Raw genomic sequence first — 11,801 nt, forward strand, 5'->3', positions numbered from 1 at the left:
AATCAATTAGCTGAATTGTAATCAGCTAAAAACAAAAAGGCGACCTTTTGGTCGCCTTTCTTTATCTCTTTCTATTATCGAACTTACTTAGAATGTAAGCCTTTCTTTTCCAGCGCGCGGTAGATAAGCGTTTGCTGAATCAGAGTTACGATGTTCGATACTAGCCAGTATAGAACCAGGCCTGAAGGGAAGAACAGGAAGAAGAATGTGAACATAACCGGCATAAAGGTCATGATCTTCTGCTGCATTGGATCCGTTACAGTTGTCGGGCTCATCTTCTGGATTAGGAACATTGAAGCACCCATCAGAAGTGGCAAGATGTAGTATGGGTCTTGTGCTGAAAGGTCAGTAATCCAACCGAAGAACGGTGAGTGACGCAGTTCAACAGACTCCATTAGTGCCCAGTATAGCGAAATGAAGATAGGCATTTGCAGAAGGATAGGTAAACAGCCACCTAGTGGATTTACTTTCTCTTTCTTGTAAAGCTCCATCATTTCTTGGCTCATGCGTTGACGGTCGTCGCCAATACGCTCACGCATTGCAGTCAGCTTAGGCTGAAGCATACGCATTTTCGCCATAGAAGTGTACTGAGCTTTCGTTAGTGGGTACATAGCACCACGAACGATGAAAGTTAGACAGATGATTGCCAGACCCCAGTTCACAACGATGCCTTGAATGAACGAAAGCAGAGTATGAAGTGGTTTAGCAATGAACCATAACCAACCGTAGTCAACTACTAGGTCCAGGTTCGGTGCAACAGCAGCCATTTGGTCTTGAAGTTTAGGACCAACCCAAAGCGTTGCTTTGAAGCTCGCTTCGTCGCCAGTAGCGATGGTTTTGTTCGGCATACGAACACCGATGTCGCCTAGGTTACCGATTACACGAGTGTAAAGGTTGGCGCCTGCTTCGTCGCGTGGGATCCAAGCACTTGCAAAGTAGTGCTGAATCATCGCTGCCCAACCTTGACCGTTTGCTAGGTTAAGAGACAGGTTGCGATCTTGCATGTCGTCGAAGCTGTATTTTTTGTAACGCGTATCTTCCGTAGAGTAAGCACCACCACGGTAAGTTGGCATTGTTAGGCTACCACCGTCATCCATTACGTTCTGACGTAGGTGAGCGTACATGCCGAATGTCGCGTTGTTACCAGAGTTGTTGACTACATCGTATTCAACATCCATTGCGTAGCTACCACGCTTAAGGACGAATGTTTTCGTGTACTCAAGGCCGTTCGCTTGGTAAGTCATCGGGATGCGTAGTTCATCCTGACCATCAGCAAGTGTGAAACTGTCTGCTGAAACTGTGTAGCTAGGGCGGTTTGTGCTGCTTAGGTCGATACCTTGAGGACCCACTAGACCGCTTTGAGCGATAAATTGGTGACCTGGTTCGTTCTTAAGAAGAACAAAAGTATCTTCAGAATCGAACTCTGCAGAGTAATCATTTAGATTTGCTTTAACGACATCACCACCAACCGTATCAATTGACAGAGTCAGTACATCAGTTGTTACTGTGATAGTTTTTGCAGAAGCAACTTGGCCCGGAGCTGGGTCTAGATCATCTGCATAAGATGGCGCTGGTAGGGTGCTGCCAGATTGTGCCTGCTCAATCGCTTGTGGAGCCGGGTTCTTAGCTACATTCCATTGTTGGAAAAGTAGGAAAGAAACCAAAGCCAATGCGATTAACAGGATATTACGTTGAGAATCCATCGTTATTTATCTCTGTCTTGTTTTTGGACTGGTGGAACGGGGTCAAAGCCCCCTTCGTTCAAAGGATGGCATTTTAATAGACGTTTGCCTGATAACCAACACCCTTTTACAAAACCGTGAGCTTTCAACGCTTCTATCGCATATAAAGAGCAGGTTGGAGTAAATCGGCAGCGTGGGCCGATGAGTGGACTAATAAACCATCTATAAAAATAGATGGGTATTAGCGCTATCCACGCGAAGGGCGAGACAGGCGAAGCCATAATTTGTCGAGTAGCTTGAACATTTCTTCATTGCTTAAATCTTGCGCGCTCTTTTTAGCTATTACAACATAATCTTTGTTAGGAAGTTTGTGTTGAATGTTACGAAAGCTTTCACGAGTAAGACGCTTGAATCGGTTACGACCCACGGCGGTTTTAATCTGCTTTTTCGGAACGGCTAATCCAAGGCGAGGATTTGAAAGAGAGTTATTTCGGGCAATGATGGTGAAATGAGGGGAGCCAGCTCGATGAGCTTGCTTGAAGACATTCTGATAATGTTCGGGAGTTAACAAGCGTAACTCCCGACCGAAGGCTAGCTTATTCAAAATAATCAAAGATTACTTAGAAAGACGCTTACGGCCTTTTGCACGACGTGCATTGATTGTTGCGCGACCGTTCTTAGTAGCCATGCGAGCACGGAAACCGTGAGTACGCTTACGCTTTAGAACTGTAGGTTGAAAAGTGCGTTTCATTGTAATTACCTTACTGATCAGTAGTTTTAGGTTTTTGTTAAACCCGGCGTGGGCATTTTTTCTCTTCTTTATATAAGAAAGGAAAACCGACGCCTCTCAACAAAGAGGCGGAATTGTAATCACTGTCACAAAAAGTGTCAATGATTGGGTTAACTAAAATTCCGGTCGGGGGATTATACGTAGAATAACTAAAATCACAAGGATCCTTAGTCGATCCCAACCTTATTTAAGAATTTTTTTAATTTTGGATCCTGTGGATTACCAAAAATATCCTGTGGAGATCCCTGCTCGATAATGTGGCCATCGGCCATGAAGATCACTCGGTCTGCGACCTCTCTAGCGAACTGCATTTCATGGGTAACCACCAGCATAGTTTGATGCTGATTTGCTAATTTTTTCATGAGGTTAAGTACTTCACCAACCCATTCAGGATCGAGCGCTGAAGTCGGCTCATCAAACAGTAAAAGCTCGGGTTGTAGTGCCATTGCACGGCCAATACCCACCCGTTGTTGCTGGCCACCAGAGAGCGCGGCTGGGTAGCTATCACCTTTGTCACCCAAGCCAATATCATCAAGAATTTGTTGTGCTTTTTCATGGGCTTGTTGTTTTTTCCAGCCACGAACGGTAATCAAACCTTCAGCAATGTTCTGTCGTGCGGTTTGGTGAGCGAATAGTGCATAGTTTTGGAACACAAAACCGGTCTTACGACGCAGTGCAAGCACCTCTGCCTTAGTGTGTTTCTGAGCATCAACCTTGATGTCATCAATCGAAATTATGCCTTGATCGGCTTGCTCTAGAAAATTCACACAACGTAGTAAGGTAGATTTACCCGTTCCACTTGAACCTATGATGACAATTATCTCACCTTGCTTGATTTCTAGGTCGATCCCTTTCAATACTTCGGTGTCACCAAACTGCTTGTGGATATTTTGTAATTTGATCATCGTACATACGCCTTATTCAGTTTCACTTCGGCCCAAATTTGAATACGAGTGAGGATAACCACCACGCCCCAGTAAATCAGCGCTACCGCTAAGAAAGCCTCGAAGAAGCGGAAACTTGAAGAAGCCTCCATCTGAGCTTTAGCCATGATTTCGGCTACACCTAGGGTGAATGCAAGTGAAGTCGACTTGATCATGTCGATAAAGTAGTTCATCAATGACGGCAGTGCCACACGAGTTGCTTGCGGTAAGATCACTCGGCGCATGGCTTGACTGGTTGTCATACCGACGGAGAGGCTGGCTTCCATTTGGCTACGATCGATACCGATAATGGCAGCACGAATACTTTCAGCCATGTAGGCAGCAAAGTGCAAGGTTAAGCCGATAACCGCGGCGCCAAACGCATCGAGTCCAACCATCCACGGAAATACCTGGGGTAGGCCATAGTAGAGAAGGAACAGTTGTACCAACAGTGGTGTACCTCGGAAGAAGCTAATGTACAACTGGCTCAGTTGGTCGAGTACTGGGATTTTGAATACACGAATATTCGCCAGTATCAGAGACAGTATCAGAGCAAAGAACAAGCCCCAAGTCGCCATCTCCATCGTGGTGCCTAAATACTTTAGTAGTATCGGCAACAGCTCTAGCATGTAATTAAAGTCAAATCCCATAATCTATCTCGTATTTTTATTGGCAGTGTTGTTCTATATGTAAGTACTGTTCTATCAGATTTTTTAATCAGTGCACAAAAGCAAAAAGCCCACCGCTGTATAAAGCAGTGGGCCTTGAATGGAGAAAGTGAGTAATTACTTCTGAGTAATGTCCGCACCAAACCATTTCTGAGAGATACTTTCTAGCGTACCATCTGCGCGCATTGCTGCTAATGCTTCATTTACTTCTGCTTGCAGTTTTTTACCGTTGTCGTTGTCAACGAAAGGCCAAGCGTTTTCAATTGTTTCGAATGGCTGACCTGCTAGTTGTAATGGTAGACCAGTCTTCTTGATAAGCTCTAGTGCTGATAGGCGATCCATTACGAATGCATCTGCACGACCTAGTGCTACATCATGTTCAATACCTGTATCGTAGGTCTTCACATTGATCTTGCCGTCTTTGTCGTAGCTGCGAAGCAGTTGTTCAAAGTTTGAACCCAGGTTTACCGCAACTGTCTTGCCATCTAGGTCTTCGATGCCTTTGATGCTGTCATTACCTTTACGAACGGTAATCTGTGCGCCGTCTACTACGTATGGGTCTGCGAATAGGTATTTCGCTTTACGTGCATCCGTCATAGTAATTTGGTTTGAAATGGTATCGATTCGACCCGTTTCAAGAAGACCGAACAGACCAGAGAAGTTTGCCGTTACGTATTCAACCTTGTAGTCGTTACGCTTACCGATCTCATCCCATAAATCCACTTCAAAACCTTGTAGTTGGTCTTGTTTAACGAAAGTAAACGGGAAGTAGCGACCAGACATGCCGACTTTAACTTCAGTCGCAGCTTGAACAGTAGCAGCAGAGAGTGCGATAGCCGCAATTGCAGCCTTAATCCAGTTATTCATTTGGTAACTCCTTATATTTATGGGTTTGGATGTTACTGGGAAAATGCTCACTAGAATAAATAACCAGATGTTATTAACCATAACCAGATTGAATTCCCAATTTGGGGATAACTAGCAAAGATCCGGGCATAAGTGGATCATTGTGTGAGTAAATTAGGGGCAAGATGTGTGGATCAACCAATAAATTACAAATTTATTGTGAATAACTTGGATCTTATTCACTGGATCTGTGATCAATTGCTGGTGATCTGACTTATCAACAGGTAAAATTAGCGGTCATTTCATATAACTTAAATAGAGTGGGGCACCGTGTCATCTTCGCTTTGGTTGCAATGCTTGCAACAGCTTCAAGAAGAGTTACCAGCTACAGAATTCAGTATGTGGGTACGTCCGTTACAAGCGGAGCTCAATGGTAATACTCTAACTCTATTTGCACCAAACCGATTTGTACTCGATTGGGTGCGCGATAAGTACTTAAATAGCATCAACCGTTTGCTACAAGAATATTGTGGTAATGATATTCCGCATCTTCATTTTGAGATCGGAAGCAAACGAGTGACTGCTCCAAAATCTGAGGCTATCGCCCCAGCTCGTACACGTACAGCTGCCGATGTGGCCGCTGAATCGTCGGCACCTGCGCAGCTGCAAGCACGCAAACCAGTACACAATATCTGGCGTGATGAAGAACCTGTAGCGGTTGACCTTAATCACCGTTCAAACGTGAACCCAAAACATAAGTTTAATAACTTTGTTGAAGGTAAGTCGAACCAACTGGGTTTGGCTGCGGCACGTCAGGTTTCTGATAACCCAGGAACCGCTTACAACCCGTTGTTTTTGTATGGTGGTACTGGTTTAGGTAAAACGCACTTGTTGCATGCAGTGGGTAACGCCATTGTTGATAATAAGCCGAATGCTAAAGTGGTTTACATGCACTCAGAGCGCTTTGTTCAAGACATGGTGAAAGCGCTCCAAAACAATGCGATTGAAGAATTTAAGCGCTACTACCGTAGTGTTGATGCATTGCTTATCGATGATATCCAATTTTTTGCTAACAAAGAGCGCTCTCAAGAAGAGTTCTTCCATACCTTTAACGCGCTGCTTGAAGGCAACCAACAGATCATCCTAACGTCTGACCGTTATCCAAAAGAGATCAACGGGGTAGAAGATCGTCTTAAATCTCGCTTCGGCTGGGGTTTGACGGTAGCGATTGAGCCACCAGAGCTTGAGACGCGTGTTGCGATCTTGATGAAGAAAGCCGAAGACCACCAAATTCACCTTGCGGATGAAGTGGCGTTCTTTATTGCCAAGCGTCTGCGTTCTAACGTTCGTGAGCTAGAAGGCGCATTGAACCGTGTTATTGCGAATGCAAACTTCACTGGCCGTCCGATTACAATCGACTTCGTGCGTGAAGCACTGCGTGACCTACTTGCACTGCAAGAAAAGCTGGTCACTATTGATAACATTCAAAAGACAGTAGCCGAGTACTACAAAATCAAAGTCGCTGATCTATTGTCTAAGCGTCGTTCTCGTTCTGTTGCTCGTCCACGTCAATTGGCGATGGCACTGGCGAAAGAGCTAACAAACCACAGCTTACCTGAGATTGGCGATGCATTCGGTGGTCGTGACCACACGACGGTACTGCATGCTTGTCGTAAGATTGCTCAGCTGCGTGAAGAGAGCCACGACATTAAAGAAGATTATTCGAACTTGATTCGTACCCTTTCTTCTTAATACACAGTATTCTTAACCTTAATAAGCAGAATCTTGGCCACGTACTATTACGCAGTGCCATTTAGACCGTAAGAGCAAGATATGAAATTTACCATTGAACGTAGTCACCTGATTAAGCCATTACAACAAGTATCTGGCGCACTCGGTGGCAGGCCAACGCTTCCAATTCTAGGAAACCTACTGATTAAAGTAGAAGATAACGTGTTGTCGATGACAGCGACGGATCTAGAAGTTGAACTGATCAGCCGTGTAACGCTTGAAGGTGATTTCGAAGCGGGCAGCATTACCGTGCCTTCTCGTAAATTCCTAGATATCTGCCGTGGATTGCCAGATAACTCAGTGATCACTGTGGTATTGGATGGTGACCGTATTCAGGTTCGCTCTGGTCGTAGCCGCTTCTCATTAGCAACATTACCTGCGGCAGATTTTCCAAATATTGAAGACTGGAGCAGTGAAGTTGAAGTGTCAGTGACACAAGCTGAACTTCGCGGTCTTATCGAGAAAACACAATTCTCAATGGCGAACCAAGATGTTCGTTATTACCTCAACGGTATGTTGTTTGAGATTGAAGGCTCTATCCTGCGCAGCGTGGCGACCGATGGTCACCGTATGGCAGTATCTCAAGCACAACTGGGTGCCGATTTTGCTCAGAAGCAGATCATTGTTCCTCGTAAAGGTGTTCAAGAGCTAGTGAAGCTATTGGATGCACCTGAACAGCCAGTAACACTGCAAATTGGTAACTCTAACGTGCGTGCTGAAGTGAACAACTATGTCTTCACTTCTAAGCTAGTTGATGGTCGTTTCCCTGATTATCGCCGCGTAATGCCACAAAATACCACCAAGACACTTGAAGCTGGCTGTGATGAATTACGTTCAGCATTTTCTCGTGCTGCGATTCTATCGAATGAAAAATTCCGTGGTGTTCGCGTTAACCTTGCGGATAGCGAGATGCGTATTACCGCGAACAACCCGGAGCAAGAAGAAGCAGAAGAAGTACTCGATGTGAACTTCGACGGTGACGCATTAGAGATTGGCTTCAACGTAAGCTACGTATTGGATGTTCTGAACACACTGCGTTGTGAACAAGTTCGCATCTCAATGTCAGACGCCAATGCGAGTGCTCTTATCGAGAACGCGCAAGATGACAGCGCGATGTACGTTGTTATGCCAATTCGCTTATAAGCTGCCCTATGTTGACCTACCGAGTCGTGATTGAAGGTTAATATGAAGACGTTATGCCTTTATCGCGCTTAATCGTTAAGCAGTTTAGAAATATTGAAGCCTGTGACATTCAACCGTCATCAGGCTTTAACTTTCTTATAGGGGCTAACGGAAGCGGCAAAACCAGTGTCCTTGAAGCGGTGTATCTGCTCGGACATGGTCGCTCATTCAAGAGTTCACTGACCGGTCGTATCATACAAAACGAGTGTAGTGAGCTGTTTGTACATGGCCGTTTTATGACCTCGGATCAATTTGAGCTGCCAATTGGCATTAATAAGCAGCGCGATGGCACCACAGAGGTTAAAATAAGCGGTCAAACTGGGCAAAAGTTGGCTCAGTTAGCTCAAGTCTTACCTTTGCAGTTGATTCACCCTGAAGGGTTTGATTTACTAACCGATGGACCTAAGCATCGCCGAGCATTCATTGATTGGGGAGTCTTCCACAGTGAGTCGGGCTTTTATGATGCATGGGGCAGGGTAAAGCGCCTCAATAAGCAGCGAAACGCCTTATTGAAAACGGCAACGCACTATCGAGAGCTGAGCTATTGGGATCAAGAATTGGCCCGTTTAGCAGAAAGCATCAGCCAATGGCGCGCTACCTACGTTGAGCAGTTAAAAGAAGTGGCAGAGGAAATCTGTGCGACCTTCCTTCCTGAGTTTGAGATAAAGATTAACTACTATCGTGGTTGGGATAAAGACACCCCATACGCTGAGATATTAGAAAAGAATTTTGAAAGGGATCAGCAGCTTGGTTACACATTTAGTGGGCCAAACAAAGCGGATCTAAAGATAAAAGTGAACGGCACTCCAGTGGAAGATGTCTTGTCACGAGGTCAATTGAAGTTGATGGTGTGCGCGTTGCGCGTAGCACAAGGGCAGCACCTCACCCAAATGACAGGTAAGCAGTGCATCTATTTAATAGATGACTTCGCTTCCGAATTAGATAGCCAACGCCGAGCACGTCTTGCTGAGTGTTTAAAGGCGACTAAGGCTCAAGTTTTTGTAAGCTCTATTACCGCTGATCAGATTGCTGATATGCATGACGAAAATAGCAGGATGTTTCATGTGGAACATGGCAAAATAGAGCAAGGATAATTAGTCAGAGAGTAACTATGTCAGATAATTACGATTCATCGAGTATTAAAGTACTGAAGGGTCTGGATGCGGTACGTAAGCGTCCTGGAATGTACATTGGCGACACGGATGATGGTACCGGTCTGCACCACATGGTTTTTGAGGTGGTAGATAACTCTATTGATGAAGCGCTAGCTGGTCACTGTAATGACATTATTGTAACTATCCATGAAGATAGTTCTGTGTCTGTAAGCGATGACGGCCGTGGTATCCCAACAGAATTGCACCCAGAAGAAAACGTATCAGCAGCAGAAGTAATCATGACGGTTCTTCACGCTGGTGGTAAGTTCGATGATAACTCGTACAAGGTATCTGGTGGTCTGCATGGTGTTGGTGTTTCAGTAGTTAACGCACTTTCTAAGCAAGTTACTCTTACTATCCACCGTGGTGGCAAAATCCACACTCAAACCTACAGCCACGGTGAGCCTCAAGCGCCACTAGCTGTTATCGGTGACACGGATAAAACCGGTACAGAGATTCGTTTCTGGCCGAGTGAAGAAACCTTCACTAACATCGAGTTCCATTATGATATTTTAGCTAAGCGTCTACGTGAGCTATCATTCTTGAACTCAGGTGTGTCAATTAAGCTGATTGACGAGCGCGAAGAAGACAAAATGGATCACTTCGAATACGAAGGCGGTATCCAAGCGTTTGTTGAGCACCTTAATACTAACAAAACGCCAATCATCCAAAAAATCTTCCACTTTAACTCTGAGCGTGAAGACGGTATTACTGTTGAAGTTGCGATGCAGTGGAATGATGGCTACCAAGAAAACATCTACTGTTTCACCAACAACATCCCTCAACGCGATGGTGGTGCTCACTTAGCAGGTTTCCGTGCTGCACTAACTCGTACATTGAATAGCTTCATGGACAAAGAAGGCTTCTCGAAGAAAGCGAAGACTTCAACATCAGGTGATGATGCTCGTGAAGGTTTGACGGCGATTGTTTCGGTGAAAGTGCCAGATCCTAAATTTTCAAGCCAAACTAAAGACAAGCTGGTTTCTTCAGAAGTGAAGTCTGCCGTTGAGTCTACAATGGGTGAGAAGCTGTCTGAGTTCCTAATTGAGAACCCAGGTGAAGCGAAAATCGTTTGTTCGAAAATTATCGATGCAGCACGTGCTCGTGATGCAGCGCGTAAAGCGCGTGAGATGACACGTCGTAAAGGCGCATTAGATTTAGCAGGTCTTCCAGGTAAACTAGCTGACTGTCAGGAAAAAGATCCTGCACTGTCTGAACTGTATATTGTGGAAGGAGACTCTGCTGGCGGATCAGCTAAGCAGGGGCGTAACCGTAAGAACCAAGCAATCCTACCGCTTAAAGGTAAGATCCTTAACGTAGAGAAAGCTCGTTTCGATAAAATGTTGTCTTCTCAAGAAGTCGCAACGCTAATCACAGCACTTGGTTGTGGTATTGGCCGTGACGAATACAACCCAGATAAACTACGTTACCATAACATCATCATCATGACCGATGCCGATGTCGATGGTTCTCACATCCGTACACTGCTACTGACGTTCTTCTACCGTCAAATGCCTGAGCTGATTGAACGTGGTTACATCTACATTGCTCAACCGCCACTTTACAAAGTGAAGAAAGGTAAGCAAGAGCAATACATTAAAGATGAAGATGCGATGAACCAGTATCAAGTATCTTTGGCTTTAGATAATGCAGAACTGCACGTAAACCCTGAGGCGCCAGCATTTGCAGGTGAAGGTTTAGAGAAGCTTGTTCAGCAATACAATGCTGGTATCAAGCTTGTTGATCGTATGAGCCGCCGTTACCCACGCGCATTGGTTCACGAACTGATTTACGTTCCTCGTCTAACGGCTGAGCAGTGTCATGATGACGCGGCAGTTGAAGCTTGGGGTAAGCAGCTTGTTGAGCAGCTAAACGCGAAAGAAGTAGGTGCGAGCCAATACAGCCTTGAAGTTGAAAAACACGAAGAGCTAGGTTTAAGCGTTCCTAAGATTGTGGTTCGTACTCATGGTGTGACTCATGAACACCTACTGAGCATCGATCTTATTAACTCTAAAGAGTTTGGTAAGCTAGCGGACCTTTCTGAAGCACTTGATGGCTTGATTGAAGAAGGCGCTTACATTAAGCGTGGCGAGCGTACTCAAGAAGTTTCTAGCTTCGTTGATGCTCTGAACTGGTTAGTGAAAGAGTCTCGTCGTGGTCTAAGCCTACAGCGATACAAAGGTCTAGGTGAGATGAACCCTGATCAGCTTTGGGAAACCACGATGGATCCTGAAACTCGCCGTATGATGCAAGTAACGATTGAAGATGCTGTTGGTGCTGATCTGTTGTTTACAACGTTGATGGGCGACCAAGTAGAGCCTCGTCGTAACTTCATCGAAGAAAACGCACTTAAAGTAGCTAACCTAGACGTTTAGTACCTTTGATACTTCGCACTTTCGCTTAATTTCTGTGTCAGAGGTGCTTACATACACTCGTATGCTCCGCGCCTCTTCCTTGAACTAAAACGAAACAGCTTCGTCTCAAAAAACTCAATATCTTATTGAAAAGACTGTCAGAAATGACGGTCTTTTTTGTTTTTAAGTGATTGAAAAATATTGGATTGGAAAAATAGTTGAAAACAAACGCTTGAAACTGATTTGCTGAATCCACATATCTAGTTGTGAAGAGGATGACTGTCTTGCTCTATAAGAGAAGAAACAGAACCTTCATAACCGTTGCTAGAGTATCGCTCAATAGAGGATAACTTTGGCAGCACACAATTTAAAAATTGATTCATTGTCATGTCCCAGTGTTGTCGCCAAACG

The 11,801-nt window shown here is 44.8% G+C and carries 11 protein-coding genes; 4 read left to right on the top strand and 7 right to left on the bottom strand.

Going from position 1 to position 11,801, the window contains the following annotated elements; genetic code table 11:
* Window positions 1-83: 83 nt before the first annotated feature.
* From yidC to OQJ75_RS18580, 7 genes are all read right to left on the bottom strand, one after another.
* Window positions 84-1,703, bottom strand: coding sequence for a membrane protein insertase YidC (yidC, locus tag OQJ75_RS18550; protein WP_265974301.1), 1,620 nt, complete (start codon window positions 1,701-1,703; stop codon window positions 84-86).
* A gap of 2 nt (window positions 1,704-1,705) precedes the next feature.
* Window positions 1,706-1,963: a membrane protein insertion efficiency factor YidD gene (gene yidD / locus OQJ75_RS18555; protein WP_004735802.1), complete on the bottom strand. Its 258-nt coding sequence runs from the start codon at window positions 1,961-1,963 to the stop codon at window positions 1,706-1,708.
* A complete protein-coding gene (rnpA, locus tag OQJ75_RS18560) occupies window positions 1,930-2,253 on the bottom strand; it encodes a ribonuclease P protein component (RefSeq protein ID WP_016767542.1) in 324 nt (107 codons plus the stop codon). The genes yidD and rnpA overlap by 34 nt, the downstream gene beginning before the upstream one ends.
* A gap of 45 nt (window positions 2,254-2,298) precedes the next feature.
* A complete protein-coding gene (rpmH, locus tag OQJ75_RS18565; protein ID WP_004735800.1) occupies window positions 2,299-2,433 on the bottom strand; it encodes a 50S ribosomal protein L34 in 135 nt (44 codons plus the stop codon).
* A gap of 206 nt (window positions 2,434-2,639) precedes the next feature.
* A complete protein-coding gene (locus OQJ75_RS18570) occupies window positions 2,640-3,377 on the bottom strand; it encodes an amino acid ABC transporter ATP-binding protein (protein ID WP_265974302.1) in 738 nt (245 codons plus the stop codon).
* Window positions 3,374-4,045, bottom strand: coding sequence for an amino acid ABC transporter permease (locus OQJ75_RS18575; RefSeq protein WP_086050366.1), 672 nt, complete (start codon window positions 4,043-4,045; stop codon window positions 3,374-3,376). The genes OQJ75_RS18570 and OQJ75_RS18575 overlap by 4 nt, the downstream gene beginning before the upstream one ends.
* Before the next feature lie 135 nt (window positions 4,046-4,180).
* The gene (locus OQJ75_RS18580; protein ID WP_009848135.1) at window positions 4,181-4,930 is read right to left on the bottom strand and encodes an amino acid ABC transporter substrate-binding protein; all 750 of its coding nucleotides are present in this window, start codon (window positions 4,928-4,930) and stop codon (window positions 4,181-4,183) included.
* Window positions 4,931-5,239: 309 nt separating this feature from the next.
* Here OQJ75_RS18580 and dnaA point away from each other — a divergent pair, with 309 nt between their 5' ends.
* The 4 genes from dnaA (at window position 5,240) to gyrB (ending at window position 11,411) form a co-directional block, all read left to right on the top strand.
* On the top strand, window positions 5,240-6,661 hold the full coding sequence (dnaA, locus tag OQJ75_RS18585) for a chromosomal replication initiator protein DnaA (protein ID WP_102383316.1): 1,422 nt from the start codon (window positions 5,240-5,242) through the stop codon (window positions 6,659-6,661).
* Between the two features lie 81 nt (window positions 6,662-6,742).
* Window positions 6,743-7,843 carry a DNA polymerase III subunit beta gene (dnaN, locus tag OQJ75_RS18590; RefSeq protein WP_017058809.1) on the top strand — a complete coding sequence of 367 codons (1,101 nt, stop codon included), beginning with the start codon at window positions 6,743-6,745 and terminating at the stop codon, window positions 7,841-7,843.
* 53 nt (window positions 7,844-7,896) lie between these two features.
* Window positions 7,897-8,976, top strand: coding sequence for a DNA replication/repair protein RecF (gene recF / locus OQJ75_RS18595; protein ID WP_265974303.1), 1,080 nt, complete (start codon window positions 7,897-7,899; stop codon window positions 8,974-8,976).
* Window positions 8,977-8,993: 17 nt separating this feature from the next.
* Window positions 8,994-11,411 (top strand): DNA topoisomerase (ATP-hydrolyzing) subunit B, encoded by a 2,418-nt coding sequence (gyrB, locus tag OQJ75_RS18600; RefSeq protein WP_265974304.1) that lies wholly within the window; start codon window positions 8,994-8,996, stop codon window positions 11,409-11,411.
* Window positions 11,412-11,801 lie beyond the last annotated feature (390 nt).

Origin of the sequence: Vibrio sp. 14G-20 (assembly GCF_026241515.1) — a bacterium.
GTDB lineage: Bacteria > Pseudomonadota > Gammaproteobacteria > Enterobacterales > Vibrionaceae > Vibrio.

Coding starts and splice junctions, on each gene's coding strand:
- yidC (WP_265974301.1), bottom strand. CDS start 1,703: ATGGATTCTCAACGTAATATCCTGTTAATCGCATTGGCTTTGGTTTCT.
- OQJ75_RS18580 (WP_009848135.1), bottom strand. CDS start 4,930: ATGAATAACTGGATTAAGGCTGCAATTGCGGCTATCGCACTCTCTGCT.
- rpmH (WP_004735800.1), bottom strand. CDS start 2,433: ATGAAACGCACTTTTCAACCTACAGTTCTAAAGCGTAAGCGTACTCAC.
- dnaN (WP_017058809.1), top strand. CDS start 6,743: ATGAAATTTACCATTGAACGTAGTCACCTGATTAAGCCATTACAACAA.
- yidD (WP_004735802.1), bottom strand. CDS start 1,963: ATGGCTTCGCCTGTCTCGCCCTTCGCGTGGATAGCGCTAATACCCATC.
- gyrB (WP_265974304.1), top strand. CDS start 8,994: ATGTCAGATAATTACGATTCATCGAGTATTAAAGTACTGAAGGGTCTG.
- recF (WP_265974303.1), top strand. CDS start 7,897: ATGCCTTTATCGCGCTTAATCGTTAAGCAGTTTAGAAATATTGAAGCC.
- OQJ75_RS18575 (WP_086050366.1), bottom strand. CDS start 4,045: ATGGGATTTGACTTTAATTACATGCTAGAGCTGTTGCCGATACTACTA.
- OQJ75_RS18570 (WP_265974302.1), bottom strand. CDS start 3,377: ATGATCAAATTACAAAATATCCACAAGCAGTTTGGTGACACCGAAGTA.